Source organism: Mixta mediterraneensis (assembly GCF_030283135.1).
Classification (GTDB): Bacteria; Pseudomonadota; Gammaproteobacteria; order Enterobacterales; family Enterobacteriaceae; genus Pantoea; species Pantoea mediterraneensis.
Genome location: NZ_JASUAZ010000026.1, coordinates 18548 through 33923, shown reverse-complemented (window position 1 = coordinate 33923; position 15376 = coordinate 18548). Strand labels below are relative to the sequence as shown.

The following is a 15376-nucleotide window of genomic DNA, read 5'->3' as shown; positions in this document are numbered from 1 at the left end:
AGCGCAGATCGTCGCGACGACGGACGTCGCCGGGCGGCGGTCAGGAAGACCACCACCAGGGTGAAATCAGCGAATACCACCTGCCGCTTTCTGGATAGCGGCGTTCAGAGTTTCGCCGTCAGTGAAACCAGGGATAACGGTCACATTGTCCGCGCTGGCACCACTGGACGGCATGACCACCAGGGCCGGTGTGCCGCTGAAGCCCAGCTGCTGTGCCAGTGCACCGATACCCTCGAGGGTCCCCTGAACATCCGGCGCGGTTTTCACATCGAGCTTCACGGCTTTTGCCGCTGCGGTAATATCGGCATCCGTCAGCTTGCCCTCATTATGCCCGGTGGCATACACCGCATTATGGTACTGCAGATAAGCCTCACTGCCCTTTTGCTGGTAAATCTGCAGCCCGGTTTTCGCTGCCATCAGGGACGCCGGCCAGCGGGTTCCGAAGATAGGGAGTTCCTTGAACACGAAGCGCACACCCGGGTTGGCCTTCATCACCTTCTCCAGCGCCGGTGCCAGGCGGGCACAGTAGATGCACTGGTAATCGAAGAATTCGACGACCGTCACTTTCGCATCCGCGGGACCATATGATGGCGTGCCTTTATCGTTCAGTAGCGCGGCCTGATGCTGAATCACGGCCGCCGTCATCGCCTGCTGCTGCTTTTCCTGCTGCTGTGCCTGCAGTTTCTGACTGACCTCAACCAGCACTTCAGGATGAGCCAGCAGGTAGTCTTTCGCGATTTCACCAATGCGGGCTTCCTGCTCCGGAGTAAAGACAGGTGTGGCTTTCTCCGCCGCATTTGCCATACCGGACAACAGAGCGCTGGTCATCAGCACCGCCAGTGCGGTGCGCTTTACTGTTAACATTTTAATGTTCCTTTTTTTCATCTATGGCGGGTGCTTTTGCCGCCTGTTTCTTCGGTTTGTCTGCCTGTACCCTCGCAAGCTTTGCCATGGCTGCACGTTCACGCTCAGGCGGAATGAGCGATTCAACAGAGCCATCCGCGTTGTAGCATGCGACTCCGGCCGTCAGGCCGCTCAGATACGTTTCCGTCCGCGTCAGCGTTTTCAGACAGCGGCGTATTACCTTCTTCGACAACGGCAGTGCCCGGCGTTCTACATCGGCAAAGAGCTGTTCCCTTACCCCGATGGCCAGCGGGCGCAGCTGGCCGCCAGCGTACAGGCCCGGCCAGTGTGTACTCAACGTCTGCACGGCGTCCGCCGGACGCATCAGCCGCGGCGAACGGCCAGGGCGTGGCTTTTTCTTCGGTGGAGGAGGTATTACCTCCACCGCTTTGTTGGGTGGGAGTGCTGGTTGTTTTTTTTCCTTTGTCTTTTTGGGTTGCCCTTTGCCTGGCTGGAGCATCCGGGAGGCGGGCGGTCGGTCATCCGCCAGCGGCTTTTTATTGCGTTTCGGCCCGGTGTTCACCACCACCGTTTTCCGCCGGGAGACCGTGATGTCCGCCTCCGCCTCGCTGGCAGGTACGGACGCGTCTGCTGGCGGGGCCTTACGCTTCAGGCTCAGGCGCGGACGGGTTTTGTCATCATTCACAGGCTGACTCCTGTAGTGTGTTGATAGCTCGGGGTGACTGATATGTGAAGTATTCCACAGGACCGACGCTGGCGGCATTGATATTGCGCGACAGATGCCGGTTACTCACCAATTTCCTTCTCTTTCACTATCTCGCGCTCAACCCGGTGAAGCTGGTCGGTCACGCTTTCCCGCTGACGCGTCTGTTGACGATCCTGCTGTATGACCTGACTCAGCCCGGCCTGCTCCTGCTGCCGGAACTGTTCAGCCTCACGCTGCAGCGCACGGGATTCAGCGCGCTCCGCCTGTTGCAGGGCATCAGGGCGTTCCGGGTCACCAGGCAAATGCGGGGCGGCCTCCTGATGCTGCTGGCGTCGGGCCTCTTCAGCCACTGCTTTCGCCATCCGCTGCTCTTCCGGCGTTTTCAGGCTCACTGGGTCAGGCGTGTCTGCCGGGTTGCTTCCCGGGTGACGGGAAATGTCGGCACTGTCCGGCAGAACCAGACCACCGCTCAGGCGCTTCATGATGGCATCGGTGGGTGATTCACCACTGACGACCACAATACCGTCGCCGGGATGCTGCAGCCCCAGCTGTCGGGCCTCTGCCAGGTCCGTGGCCTGACGGGTCAGGCCGGTTTCACTTTGCCGGAATATCACCAGTGTGGCCTCTTCACTGCCAAGCAGGCGGGTGTTATCACTTAAGCCCCGTAACCGGCCATCACCATCAAGCTGCACCTCCCGCAGCAATACTGCCCGCTGCACGCCGCTGGCATCGTGCACCGGCAGCGCCACATGCGGCGCCGGGTATTTCCGGCTGCCGTGGATAAAGCGGGCCTCCCCCGCCTCCGGTAACTGTGTTGCCAGTGCCCGCCCCAGGGCGCTGTCAGACAGCGGCGTGGCCTTTTCCCATAACAGCTGTGCGGTTGCCGCCTGACGATCGCTGTCTGCCAGCAACACATCGTGGGCCGTCTGCCGCTCTGCAGGCTGAGAGACTTTCGTCAGCCATTTACCCAGATTGTCGGTATAGACCTGCACATGCACTTTTACACGCGACAGGCCTACATACGCATCACGCAGCGAGGCCAGCGCTTTTCTGCCGCCGTCCACGCCGGCAAGCACGATGACGTACAATGCACTGGCCCCCTGAGCCTTGTGCGCTGTTCCGGCATAGCCGTAGTCCAGATGGCGGTCGGCCAGGTCGGCATTCGGATTCAGGATGCGGGTCTCCTCCCCCTGAGTCAGCTGCAGCTCGCCCTCTTTTGTCACGCCGGTGACGGTCCAGTTGCTGTTCGCTTCGCGTCCGCGCTCGCGGTCAGACCGGGAGAAGCTGACTTTCTCCCCGACCGATACCTTTATCTCGCGGGGTTTAAACACCGCAATGTCCCGCAGGCTGCTCTCAAAAGCCGACAGCGCCTGTGCCTGACCGGTTTCATCAACCAGTTCGACATAACCGTTCTGGCGGCTGTCCTGTCCGGCACGGATGGTATAATAGCGGTCGTTAATCAGCGCGATATTGCCGTGTTGCGCAGCCATCCCCGCCACCGACTTCAGCCTGTCGGTCTGCGTTTTCACCCGTTCCAGCACGGTAATGGCCACTTCACGGCCAAGCTCGCCGCGCTCCTGCAGCTGAGCATGAATGGCGGTATTGATGGCGTTCTTGTCAGCGTTGGTCTGGGTGACAATCAGCGTATTGTCACGTGCTTCTGCGGTACGACCGGTAAAGTCATCGACGATGGCCTGTATCACCCGGTCACCCTGCTCTTCCTTCTGCTCTTTCGTCTGGGGGATGGCCACCACGGATTGTGTCGGTGACCAGCGACCCGGCGTTCTCGGCACCGTATCCGGCGTCACGCTGCGGATGGTGTCCAGCGCAGCCGGGACCTGGCGGGCAATGACCGATTCAATGGCCGGTTTCAGTGCCGGACTCTGGCGCACAATATCCTGCATGATGGTGGTATCTAACGGACTGCGTTCCTGCAGCAGAGTGAAGGGCGCGCCGTTATCCACCGGCAGCAGCTGGTCCCGGTCACCGCTCAGCACCGCGCGACCACCGCCGGCGGCAATATAGCCCATCGCATCGGCCATATCCCGGTTACCCACCATCGAGCTCTCGTCCACCAGGAACAGGGTCTTACTGAAATCGGGCGTCTCTCCGCCCTGAATCCGGCGCTCCACATCCATCAGGAAGCTCGCCAGCGTCTGCGCTTTAACGCCAACATCGGCCATCTCGCCCACCGCCCGGTGGGTCGGAGCCAGGCCGACAACATCCGGACGCTGCTCTGCCGGCAGGGTCTCCAGCGCCGCCAGGACGGTTTTCAGCTGGGTGGTTTTACCCACACCGGCATAACCCTGTATCCCGATGAAGCGGTCGGTGCTCTCCAGTATCAGGCTGGAGGCCTGCTGTTGCCCTGCAGTCAGCCCGGCAAAGAGTGCCGGGTCAGCGTGACTCAGAAGCGATGACTGCGTATCCAGCCCTTCCACCACCAGACGGATGACGCGTTTCTCCGCCTCATAACTCGCGGCCGTCACATACAGCTGCTGCGCCGTACCTTTTGGTCCCGGTACCGGGATGAGTTCACCAGTCTGCACCTGGCGGGCCAGCTCACGGTCCACATCATCCTTACGCAGGGAGGCATGCAACGGCAGCGCATTCGCCAGGACGTCGGGGCGACTGAACACCACCTCACTGCCCTGGGTCAGCGTCACCGCCTGCCGTACCGCTTTCTCAGCCGGACTCATCAGCGCATCCTGCGCCGCCGACATCGCGTCAGCCAGCTCACCGTTCTGCGGATTCACCTGCGCCAGCGCGGTACGGTACAGCGGTGAGCGGGATAACCGGCGTTCAGCTTCATCGTTCGCCAGCGGGGTATAAAGCTGTATGTGCTCGCCGCTGCGGGCCAGGGTATTGAGCATTGTCGCACCGGTATCCCGACCGGAGACCGCTGCCAGCACCGTGCCCTGCTCGCTGACGCGTTTTCCCGGCGAGGTGACGTAACCGTACCCGGCCTTCAGCGGTTCATCGGTACGAATAACCCGCTTCTGCCCGTCATGCTCCACCACCAGGCTGTTCTTTCGCACGGCCGTAACGGTGACACTGTCACCGGCACGCTGTTTGCCCTGCCGTGCCAGCCAGGTCAGTTTCTCCCCTTCGGCAATATCAACGGTCTGTGACCGGTACAGGCTCCAGCTGCTGTCCACCTGACTGAGCTTCATTCCCTGACGCTGGCCATCCTCCCCGACCAGCATCAGTGTGCGGGTCTCCGCGCTGACGCGGTCAATGGTATAGCGCTGAGGTGCCCGGCTGTCCGGAGCGCGTTGTTCGAGCACCATGCCCTCCCGGTACGTATCCAGCTGGCGGCGGTTTTTGCTGTCCAGCCACTGCGGAACCAGCGTGTCGATGGACGCCGTTTTTACCCCGAGCAGTCCCTTTTCCAGCAGCGCCTGCCGCAACTCAGCCGTTAGTGTCTGCTGTTCACGCTCGCCGCCGACCTGGGCCACCACGTTCTCTCCCTGGCTCAGCATCGTTACATAATCCCGGGCCAGAGCCGCATAGCGCTGCCTCTTGTCCGGCTCACTGACCACGCTGACAGCCACAGTACGTTCCGTTTCCGCCCGGTAGCGGGTCACCCCGGCCGCCTCCAGCGTCTGCAGAGCATTGCCGGTCCCGCTGCGCCCGCCGCTGTCCATCAGCAGCAGCTGGGACTGCGCACGAAGTGCCTGGTCGGTGACCGTCAGCGCATCACGGACGGAGAGCTTTTCCGCCCCGGCCACAATCAGCGTACTGTTCTCCGGCAACGCAGACTCTGACAGCCCTTTCAGCGTCACCACTTTATCCGCCAGACCAGGCTGTTCAGCCAGCCAGCGTTCACTGCTGCGGTCGGTAGCCAGCACCACCACTTCCCGTCCCTGTGACTGCGCCAGCTGCACCCCGGCCAGCACCGATTCGCGCATACCGCCCGCGCCTCCGGGCTGGCTGACAATCGCCAGTGCCGGGCGGTCGGCCTCAATCTGCTGCATCACCGGCACAGACGAAGAAGACCGGGCCAGGGCACCACCGGATATCACCACGGTGGATTTCATCTCCCCGGCCAGCTGCTGCAGGCTCAGTTCGTCCAGGAGATGAATAGAGGAGGTAAACAGACCTTTCTCCCGGTCCAGCGGTATCAGCAGCTGGCTCTCAATCGCCGACTCAATGGCCGAACGCGCCATCACCGCAATCTGCTCCCGCGCATCGAGACTGTTCAGCGTCCGGTTGAGTACGTCGGAATAAGTGAAGCGGGTCCGCTTTTCACTGAGCTGAGAAATCGCCAGGCTTACCGCCTGACGGACATCGTCCGGGGTCGTCTCCGGCCGTACAGCTCTGTCACTGTCCATTGTCTTCAGACGGGCTTCAGCTTCCTGGCGAAACGCGCCGATATCGAATCCTTCCTGCTCAAGACGGTTCATCCAGTCGGTCAGCAGTTCTACCCGGTCGGGATCTTTCTGTTTGGCCTTACGCGTATCCAGCGCCGCCACGTCACGGGATTTCAGGGACGCGCCATCCCCGACGGCCTCCCGAATTTGTTGCGTACGCTGTGAAAATATCTCCACCGGAACACCCTCGATTTCCCACAGATCGTTTTTGCCGGTCACCACGGTCCGGAATCCCATCTCCTCCACGGCCTGACGCAGTTCGTTACGGTAGATTTTGCCCAGCGCCACCTGCAGGGCATAGACGTTCTCAATAAACCCGCTGTTGCCGACCTTATCGCTGGAAAGTGTCTTCCACTCCCCCAGGTACTCCGTCAGGTTCATCACTATCAGGTGCGTATGCAGCTGTGGATCAAGTTCACGCGAGGTGTCATGGTGGAAAGCCGCAGCCAGCAACTTACCTGTCATCTCTGTCTGGCTGACCCCATCTACCATGACACGCGTACTGGCCAGTCTTTCAATTTCCCCCATGGCCACACCGACAGCACGCTGATGCGCCTCCAGAATACGGCTGTCGCCCAGTACCACACCCAGTACGGAAATACTTTTGGGTGCCGACAGCGTCAGATCGTAACCCGGCCGGTGAATATTCTGACCGCCCGACATCCGGGAGAGATCGACGCCCTGCGGGAAAAATCCGGCCAGGGCATCATCGAATGTCTTCGCATCCACGGGGCCTTCCAGCCCTAACAGCTCTGCGGCTTTCCCCATCCAGGACGCTTCCATACTGCCGAGAAAGTAATAATTATCTTTCGCCATGTAGTAGCTGGCTCCGCCGCCAGCAGTCGATGATACGGTCAGCATTACCAGCGGTCCCCCGGCTCATACTCCCTGTCCGGTTCGTCATGTTCACGGTGAACGAGGATATTTTTCTCTTCTTCCTTCATCGCCTGCAGGGCCTCCTGCTCGTACGCCGCATAGTCTTCGTAACGATCTGGCTCAGTCAGAATTTCACCGGTCTGCGTATCCACCTGCAGTCCGTCATATTCCTTCACCCGACCACCGTTCTGGACCGGACTGGTCGATGCCTGGCTGCTCCGGGTATCAGGTACGGAGGACGATACAGTGGCCGGTGGCAGAGGGGATGAATTGATAGTTTCTGTTGCCGCAGTGACCGAAGATACGGTGGCAATTGGTGCTGTTGTTGCCGGAACGGCAGGCTCGTTGCTCTGTACAGCAAGCAGCCTGTCGATGCTGTCTTCATCCAGCTCGCGGCGGGTAATTTCCTCTTCAATCTCCTGATCCAGACTGTCATTCAGCTCCCGTGGCAGGAACTCTGCCGCGATAAAGTCCATTTTTTCGTAAGTCATATTCATACGCACTACCGGGTAATTCCCCGGCAGGGTCACATAACAGGTCAGGTCCGGCAGAGACTGGATATCGGAGTAGTTGACCAGATACTGGTCATCTTCCTGCTTGCTGAACGACACCCCGTCACGTACGGTATCTGCACCATAGCTGTACTGCTCGTTAAACACCTTCGCCCGGCGCTGGCCCAGCTGACGCATCACATAGTTCGCCACCCCTTCATCCGGGGAGCGGAAGAAAAAGCGCGTATTGAGTAAATCCATCATCGCGTCAGCAAATTCACGACCGTAGGTGAAATCCAGCTGCGGTTTGTTCTGAAAACCGAGGACAAAACAGCCACCAAACTTACGGGCCTCCGACAGTACGCCAGGAAGTTCCGGCAGCTTATGCAGGGACGTCAGTTCATCGTAGATAAACCACACCCGGCGGGTCGGGTTCTCTCCCATCTCCAGCAGGCAGTTGGCCGCCTGCGCCAGCCACATGGAAATCAGTGGCTTCTGGGACTCGTGCTCCCGTGCATTGGAGGTGATCCACAGCCAGCCGTTGCGCTGCCCCGGCTCGTTCACCTGCTTCATCCATTCGCGGATAGCAAAGCGGGGTTTGCCGGTGCGCTCAATCCCCTGCATGTAGCGCAATGCCTTCACGTAGTTGGTCAGTACACCACGGATAGAAATGGCGGTCTTCTCCACCTTCTCTTCGGGGTTCGATGCTCAACGGAACGGTTTCTCACGTTAAGACTTTTTTGTCTGATAAATCAAAACATTGTGGACAGCGAAAAATGCGCCGAAAACGGTGTGTTTTTAATCGGCAAATGGCATTTAACGGACACTACTGTCCATTAATCGATTTTTCAGACGACCTTTGCCGCCTAACGTGAGTTTTCGTTCGACTGAGCATCAGACCCCTCTTCCATCAGGTTGGAGGCTTCCGTACCCTGCACGTATTCCCGCAGTGCCTTCAGATTGATGGCCAGCAGGGTACGCAGCAGCGCGTTATAGCTGCGATGCGGGTCATTCTGGAAACGTTTAGATACCGAGGTAAAAATGGTACGGGCAGACCCCGTCCAGAATGGATCTTCTTTGGTACTCTGGGGGATCAGCGTATTGCCAATGGAATCAAAGTCCGATGTGGACTGACACTCCAGCCACAAATCCCAGTTTTCACAGCGTTTATCACGTGGATTCAGCAGCTTATCGATGTTTTCATTAAAGTGGCGCTTAACCAGCGAACAGCCCTTGTCGTAGATAATCACCATGTCCCCGCGTGCACGCAGCTGCTGCAGCAGTTTGTTGAGGGCATTGGATTTACCGGAGCCGGGCGTACCATGCAGCAACAGGTTTTTAACCTCACTGTCGAGCAGCAGTGGTAACTGGTCAAAATGCAGTGGCGATGCTTCATTATTGCGGAGCAGGGTTCTGGCCACCGACTTCACGTCCTCTGTGAGCGAACGGCCACCCACCATGTCGTCCTGAGCCTGCTTCTCACCGAGTCGGCGCAGGAGGTAATAGACGCCATACGCCACCGCCAGCACCACACAGCTCGCCAGGAATACCGCAATAAACAGTTCCTGCAGCGTCAGCTGACCTGCATAGGTCATATAGGGGTCTTTCAGAATGGCTGCTGAAGTAAAATGCAGCGTTTGTCCGTCGTAGGGCACGTCATATACAGGGGGGACATTGAACAACGCCTTTTCACCGCCAGCGGAAAGGTATAACCACCAGTACAGCCCACCATTACGCATGTCCTGCCACGGGACCCTCATCCAGAAAAATAACGGTGTCAGCACAAAAAAGAGATTTAACAACCAGAAGGCAATACGGCGGTTGACCTGCATAAACATATTCAGCATATAGCTGAATACCTGCCCGCCCTGAGTAATATGCTTGGTGGAACTCATTTATCCCTCCCGGCATATTCACATGAAGGCGAGACAATCAGTGCATCAGAAAACACATCCCGAAATGCAGCAGTCGGATCATAAATGATAATGAGGTCATTATTATTCCATTTCATTCTGGGCAGAAGCTGGTTTATATGGGCGTATCCCATTCCTGTCTGACGCGAAGACAAAATATTTCCTTCAGGCAACACGGCATCAGAACTGACATTATCAGAACAATTCATAGCTGAACCTTAATTTAGATAGAAGCAGCAAGCACTGCCGGGAGTGACAGCACGATGGCATGGCGGATTAGATATTTAACGGGTCGACATCGAGTCTCGGAGTAAAAAACAGAAAATAGCTTTTAACAAACCTAGTAAGTTCGGACAGGACTGAATCCTGCCCCTTAACCTAGAATTCAATGCCAACGCATAAACCTCATCAAAACATACTTACATTCATTGAATCTCAAAACAATGAACATTCACAGCAGTGACAATTAAACATTACCCTTATTGATTTCCTCAATCAATTTAAAGAAAGTCTCTGTGTGTATTTTCACAAAATCGTCAATCACTTCATTAACAATGCTATCTGAATTCTCATTAACCTCGTCAATACCCAAAGATTCAATGACGGCCTGGCAATAAAACTTCATATCTCGCGTATTAAAGCTCATACGCATCCCACCTTCATGAGCGAGGTCCATCCATGTGTATACAAAAGGGTATTCTATATTAGCGGGCAATAACTCCGCGCCATCATAAGAACCAATGAAATTAATAAAACCAATCGCCCCATTCTTTTCATACCATTCTTTATTGGTTCTATTGACAATTAATGCAAATAAATGCTTTTTGACTCCAAGGCTAACATCAACTGGACTCGCCTGCTTTTCTTTCTTTTCCTTTTTATTCCATTTAAACCCCAACATTATCATCCCTCCATAAACCAGAATAACACAAAAATTTATTATTAAACTTCTTCGCTATTTGATGATATTTGAGGAGAGGAGACCACCTGGCGAATTTTATCGAGTGTTGCGACCACTGCAGGGGTCATGTACCGACTCATGGACATGCTGAAAACAACCCCGCCAATTAGGAAAGAAGCAAACCAAGAAAATCCATAGCCTATAATAAGAGATGATCGTTCGCTGATTAATACAACAGCGACAAAAGTATTAAACACAATCATAATTAGACCATATAATCTTAGTTTCTTTTTAGCCAAATTAACAAGCAATGATTTTTCACGCACTTCCTTTGGGATACACATCAGCAGAGAAAGATTCCCATAGGCCATCATGATGGCCATAACAGTTAAAATTCCACAAGACAAAACTAACCACATGGCAATCCCCGGAAACCAGATTTTTTTATCACAAACGATCAACCCTACCGTTATAACCACAAAATGCATCATATAAACAACTGACATCAATTTAATTATTGGGGATATAATCTCTCCAGAGGTAGGAATGCGGTAATCGTTTTTAAATGACTGCATCAACATTTTCACATCATTTTCAATATCACTTCGTTTCACCATTTACTTACCCTTAAATTTATTCATGGTTTCATCAAGTGTCTTTTTCGCGTTATCGGAGTCCACTTTGTCTATGACAGGCCAAGCTTCCTGACGAGTATGTTCAGCCTTATTTGCTTCATCAAAGCGACGTCCCTGCACCTGATGTTCCTGCTCAAGATTAGTATACTGTTTGTTCACCTCTGACTGCTGATGATTGACCTTTTCTTGAGCAGAATCAACACTTCGCTGTGCATTCGCTCTCGATTGTGTGACTTCACCAGCCACCTCACCATCAGCTTTCACACCATGCCCGGCAGCCGTCTGCGCCATATGTTGTTGCTGGCCTTCAAAATCACTATGGTTGACACCCTGTAACCCACCGGCAGCAACCGTATCGCCCATTCCTTCTGCAGCTCGTCCCTGATTGGCCCGGAACTGCGCTTCCAGTTGCGGCATCATACGTTCTTCCACAAAACGACCAGCCAGTGCCTCTCGCTCGGCACGCGCTTCCGGGCTGGATACGTCAGTCAGCACACGTTCAGCATCCGGATGATTCTGTTTCGCATATTCAACAAACTCCTGAGTGGCATTACTACGGATGGCCGCACTATTGTTCTCCACAAAACTTGCCATCTGCGCATATTCATGGCTGCGATTTTGTGTGTCACTGTACTGGCTGGCCTGGGTACGCATATCACTGAACGTCGCCGCCATCTGGTTAAGCAACGAGCCGGACGCGTTGTCCGTGTGGCTGCTGTTTTCGGTGGTTCGGTGACTGGCGACCACATCAACGCCATGGCGGATATCTTTCAGATCCTGAGCGCTGAAGTCCTTCGTATGGCTGGTCCGGTTGCTCATATCCGAACTGGTACCGTGCGAAGAACCATTGTTACCGGTGTAATCTCCTTTAATATGGCCTTCCAGCTTACCACTCAGCCCGGTCGTCCATTTGACTGCCTTGCCTGCAATAGACCTACTGGTATCAATACCTGCCGTCACGCCTGCACCGACATTAATTGAAGCATTCTGGCTTTGTTCCATTGCCGCTCTGAGTGCATCAGCCTGGCTGACATTATTGTCACGCGCATAACGCGCCACGGCACTCTGTAGTTTACTGATAGCCGCGGCATCATTCGCGCTGATGCTGTTATCAGCACCACGACTGACGGTATCACTGCTCCCTCGCTGGCTGGCCCACTGCGACAGCTGGGAGGTCCCGGTACTGGCCGAGTGACTCAGCGAGTTGCTCAGGCTCTGCAGCTGACTCTCTGCCTCACGCTGCTGACGCTGGAATCCACTGACAGCCGAACGGTCCAGCTGAATATCGGTCGGCAACCGGGAAATCGCCCCGGTGGTATCGTAGACCGATGCACCACTTTGTGTCCGGGTTGCCGTGGCACCGTTGCCCATCTGGGTCATTGCCATTCCACTACGGCTGGCGTAATTGGTGTCCCACTTATTGCCGGCAACATTGTCGGTCTGCAGATTATTGAATGCCCAGCTGCCGTCGCCGGCACGGGAGGATTCAGAAGAGGCCGTGCTGTTCATTGCTGTGCCCAGGTAGTTACCGGCCTGCGACACTGCGCTACCCAGCCCTTTGACGATACCCCAGGCGAGGAACGGAATGGAGAGGGACAGCCAGCCGGCAATCGAACCAATATCCGCATGGGTCTGCTGGATAACCGACAGGTTCGACAGCGAAAAACTCAGCGCCCCTGTTTTACCCGTGAGATACATACTGACCGCGTAGTTGAGGATAGCGAACATCGGCCCCCAGGCCTGCAGGTATATCAGTGTGAAGATATACCCCTTCAGCACTTCCATCGTCAGGGTATGAATGGAGGCCAGCAAAATAATCACCGGGAACAGACCAATCACCATCGCCAGCAACACCGTATTGAGCAATGGCAGGTAGGTGGTGGCAATGCTGGTTGACGTGGCCTGGCTCAGACGCATCTTGGTATAGGACGACTGCGAGGCCAGGTTGACCAGACCGGCGGCATCGCCGTTCTGCGCACTGGTGGAGGCGATGCCCTGCTTCAGGCCGTTCATCACCACGGTCTGTCGCATAATCTGGCTGGCACCACTCCCACCGCCGTAGTAATAGCTGTAGCTGTCACCCAGCAGGGTACCAAACAGCGCGCTGGCATTGGGTTTTCCGCCGGTAAGGCGGGCAACATAGTAGTCCCAGGTCTTACCGCCATTCTGGGTGTCGGTGGTCAGCTGGGGTTGCAGCACGCCGGTTGCCAGCTCCTGACAGGTCCAGAACCCTTCCCGGTTTGCCATCGTATTACCGTACGGCACCATCACACCGCGCAGTGGGCTGGGCTTGCTGAATATCAGCGAATACGGGTCTTCGCTGTTCATCAGTTCCTGGAAGGAGTATTTGTGGTTAAGCAACATATCGCCTACCACGCAGTTTCGCACATAAGCGGTAAACAACTCTGCCAGGTCACCATTACGGAAGGCAAAGTCGGTTGCGGTCCCCACCAGGTTGGCGCCGAACAGCATCCCGGTTTTACTGTAGGTGGCGGAATCCGGGGTATGGAATACAGCCTCAAAGCCTTCCGTCAGGGCGGTACCGATGCCGGTGATAAACTTCGCTGGTGCCGCCAGCCCCAGCGGCACATTAGCGACCGTATGCACACTGGTTGCGTCGCTGCGGTCAATGATTTGCACCGTTCGCTTGGGTATGATGAGCACGCTGGTGAGAAACATAAAGAAAGCAATAAACTTCAGCACCTCCAGCGGGTCATGACCGCGGATGTAGGTGGCAAACAACACCATCACCGACATCAGCGCCGCAATACGAAACATTGAGGCCCATTCTGTGGTCCCCATCAGGACGGCCACGCCGTTAAAGATGGCCGTCAGGAACTCCCCGCCGCTCAGGACATAAACCGCATCCATCACAGGCCCCCTTCGCTGCCGCCGAAGCGGTAGTTCTGCTGATAGCGGTCAAGCAGCTGGCTTGAGGTCTGCTGACGCAGGTAGCTCATCTGGCGGTCCATCTCAGCCAGCGCATCGCTTTTCACCTGCACTTCCTGCTGCAGAGCCTCCACCTGACGGCTGGATTCGCTGATGTTGGCCCTCAGCGGTTTCATCACCTCTTCATCATAATTCCTGCTGGCCAGAGAGAGTTTGGCCTGTTCAATCAGCTCTTTCAGGTACTGCAGCATAATGTCGTAGGCGATGTAATCCGACAACGAGGACAACATGTCAACGTTGAGGCTCAGTTGCATCGGGTCCACCAGGTAGCGCAGCACCGGAATGGAGGTACTCTGGATAAACCCTTTCTCCGCCGCTGACAGCGGTTCATCAGTTCGCAATTTATCGCGGATACTGCCAATCATGTCTCTCACCCGCGATATCAGGGCGCGGTTACTGCTGATAGTCACGGACCCGTTTTTCAGCTCCAGGCAATCGCCGCTCGAGACGCAGCGCTGGATCTCAACATTACCGCCCTTCATCAGGGCTACCAGTAATCCCTGGTGGTTTACCTCCGGTATCAGAGATTTTGCCGCGCCATTGCGGTCAAATATCAACGTCCCGGTCAGGTTCATCACCATTTCTTTCAGTTCAGTGTCCCCGTCAAGCATGGCATTACGCCCCAGCAGTTCCCACATCAGGTTTTTGTTACGCAGCACCCGGTCCTTGTCCTTGTCGCCGGCTTTATCGAGCACGCTGTTCATCTCTCCACCGACCGTACAACCCTGGCGGGAAGCAGCCCAGTCGGCAAAGAGGTTGCTTTCCCCCGCAATGTCCTGACAGACCTTCTGCTGGGAGACCTGAGTCTTCGGCCACAGGCCGCCGATGATGCCCTGTGCCGCCTGGCAGCTGGAGATGTTCATGCTGTTCATGTCCGCCGCCAGCTTCTGCAGATAGTCTTTGGCGTCCTTCAGCTCCGGTGCCACGGTTTGTAGCGCCAGGTCAAAGAAATACCCCTGGGCGTTGGCCATCAGGTTTTTGATGAACTGCTGCAGCTGGTCACTGTTAATAAATGAGAACGACCCGAGGTAGGCATCGATGCCGCCGCAGCCGGCATTCAGTGACGGCGGGGTAAACGACATCACCTGCATCTGTTTGACCGGGCTCCTGAGAAACAGGTTACCGCCGGTCATATAGCCTGCCGCCTGCCCCTGCCAGGCAGCAGCGCCGGTGGCATTACCTTCAAAACCCAGCTTGTTGAAGTAGTTATTAAGATCGCCATTCACATCTGCATACGCGCACGCACTACAGACCAGCGCCAGTATCCCGGCCAGAAGCGTTTTACGCATGGTTGTCATCCTTACTACGCATGGCTAAATACAAATCAACGAAATGCGTTTTAATATCACCAACAACATCAAGGAGAAAAGACACACCGGATGCGGCAAGAAAGCCGGCCGCTGCACACCAGAAGCCAACCGGCATGGCATACATAGTCAGATTGAGCGGGGTTTTCATCGACTGATTTTCCGCGTTTAGCGTCATAAATTCCGCAATGCCATAACCGAGCGCACTGAACATGGCGTTCCAGTATTTCCATGCGCCCCAGCCAGCAAAGCCACAGGCGATCGCCAGCAGAAAAAAGACAACAGCAAATTTCATCAGAAAAGATGCCTGTTTCATTGAAGTTCTCCGGAAGTTACAGATAAAAGGAGTTATATGAAGCGGTAA

Annotated in this window: 10 protein-coding genes and 1 pseudogene; all 11 read right to left on the bottom strand. The window is 55.7% G+C overall.

Features of this window, described 5'->3' with window-relative positions; genetic code table 11:
- Nucleotides 1–66: 66 nt before the first annotated feature.
- Complete coding sequence (locus QRY16_RS14885; RefSeq protein WP_289777151.1) at nt 67–864, bottom strand: DsbA family protein; 798 nt, start codon at nt 862–864, stop codon at nt 67–69.
- Nucleotide 865: 1 nt separating this feature from the next.
- On the bottom strand, nt 866–1549 hold the full coding sequence (locus tag QRY16_RS22105; RefSeq protein WP_289777150.1) for a ProQ/FINO family protein: 684 nt from the start codon (nt 1547–1549) through the stop codon (nt 866–868).
- A gap of 101 nt (nt 1550–1650) precedes the next feature.
- The gene (gene traI / locus QRY16_RS14875) at nt 1651–6801 is read right to left on the bottom strand and encodes a conjugative transfer relaxase/helicase TraI (protein ID WP_289777149.1); all 5151 of its coding nucleotides are present in this window, start codon (nt 6799–6801) and stop codon (nt 1651–1653) included.
- Nucleotides 6801–8003: pseudogene (locus QRY16_RS14870) on the bottom strand (type IV secretion system DNA-binding domain-containing protein); the annotation flags it as partial. The gene traI and the pseudogene QRY16_RS14870, both read right to left, overlap by 1 nt.
- Nucleotides 8004–8173: 170 nt before the next feature.
- Entirely contained in the window at nt 8174–9202 is a 1029-nt protein-coding gene (locus QRY16_RS14865) for a type IV secretion system DNA-binding domain-containing protein (protein ID WP_289777147.1), read from the bottom strand.
- The gene (locus tag QRY16_RS14860; RefSeq protein ID WP_289777146.1) at nt 9199–9429 is read right to left on the bottom strand and encodes a hypothetical protein; all 231 of its coding nucleotides are present in this window, start codon (nt 9427–9429) and stop codon (nt 9199–9201) included. Before QRY16_RS14860 ends, QRY16_RS14865 begins: the two co-directional genes overlap by 4 nt.
- A 257-nt stretch (nt 9430–9686) precedes the next feature.
- The gene (locus QRY16_RS14855) at nt 9687–10121 is read right to left on the bottom strand and encodes a hypothetical protein (RefSeq protein ID WP_289777145.1); all 435 of its coding nucleotides are present in this window, start codon (nt 10119–10121) and stop codon (nt 9687–9689) included.
- Nucleotides 10122–10162: 41 nt separating this feature from the next.
- The gene (locus QRY16_RS14850) at nt 10163–10738 is read right to left on the bottom strand and encodes a hypothetical protein (protein WP_017694238.1); all 576 of its coding nucleotides are present in this window, start codon (nt 10736–10738) and stop codon (nt 10163–10165) included.
- A complete protein-coding gene (gene traG / locus QRY16_RS14845; RefSeq protein WP_289777144.1) occupies nt 10739–13627 on the bottom strand; it encodes a conjugal transfer mating-pair stabilization protein TraG in 2889 nt (962 codons plus the stop codon).
- On the bottom strand, nt 13627–14994 hold the full coding sequence (gene traH / locus QRY16_RS14840; protein ID WP_058655873.1) for a conjugal transfer pilus assembly protein TraH: 1368 nt from the start codon (nt 14992–14994) through the stop codon (nt 13627–13629). Before traH ends, traG begins: the two co-directional genes overlap by 1 nt.
- The gene (locus QRY16_RS14835) at nt 14987–15328 is read right to left on the bottom strand and encodes a hypothetical protein (protein ID WP_193406779.1); all 342 of its coding nucleotides are present in this window, start codon (nt 15326–15328) and stop codon (nt 14987–14989) included. The genes traH and QRY16_RS14835 overlap by 8 nt, the downstream gene beginning before the upstream one ends.
- Between the last annotated feature and the right edge of the window lie 48 nt (nt 15329–15376).

Bases quoted from the DNA above. Each gene is read 5' to 3' on its own strand.
- QRY16_RS14865 (WP_289777147.1), bottom strand. From the start codon at position 9,202: ATGAGTTCCACCAAGCATATTACTCAGGGCGGGCAGGTATTCAGCTAT.
- QRY16_RS14855 (WP_289777145.1), bottom strand. From the start codon at position 10,121: ATGTTGGGGTTTAAATGGAATAAAAAGGAAAAGAAAGAAAAGCAGGCG.
- traI (WP_289777149.1), bottom strand. From the start codon at position 6,801: ATGCTGACCGTATCATCGACTGCTGGCGGCGGAGCCAGCTACTACATG.
- QRY16_RS14860 (WP_289777146.1), bottom strand. From the start codon at position 9,429: ATGAATTGTTCTGATAATGTCAGTTCTGATGCCGTGTTGCCTGAAGGA.
- QRY16_RS14885 (WP_289777151.1), bottom strand. From the start codon at position 864: ATGTTAACAGTAAAGCGCACCGCACTGGCGGTGCTGATGACCAGCGCT.
- traG (WP_289777144.1), bottom strand. From the start codon at position 13,627: ATGGATGCGGTTTATGTCCTGAGCGGCGGGGAGTTCCTGACGGCCATC.
- QRY16_RS14835 (WP_193406779.1), bottom strand. From the start codon at position 15,328: ATGAAACAGGCATCTTTTCTGATGAAATTTGCTGTTGTCTTTTTTCTG.
- QRY16_RS14850 (WP_017694238.1), bottom strand. From the start codon at position 10,738: ATGGTGAAACGAAGTGATATTGAAAATGATGTGAAAATGTTGATGCAG.
- traH (WP_058655873.1), bottom strand. From the start codon at position 14,994: ATGCGTAAAACGCTTCTGGCCGGGATACTGGCGCTGGTCTGTAGTGCG.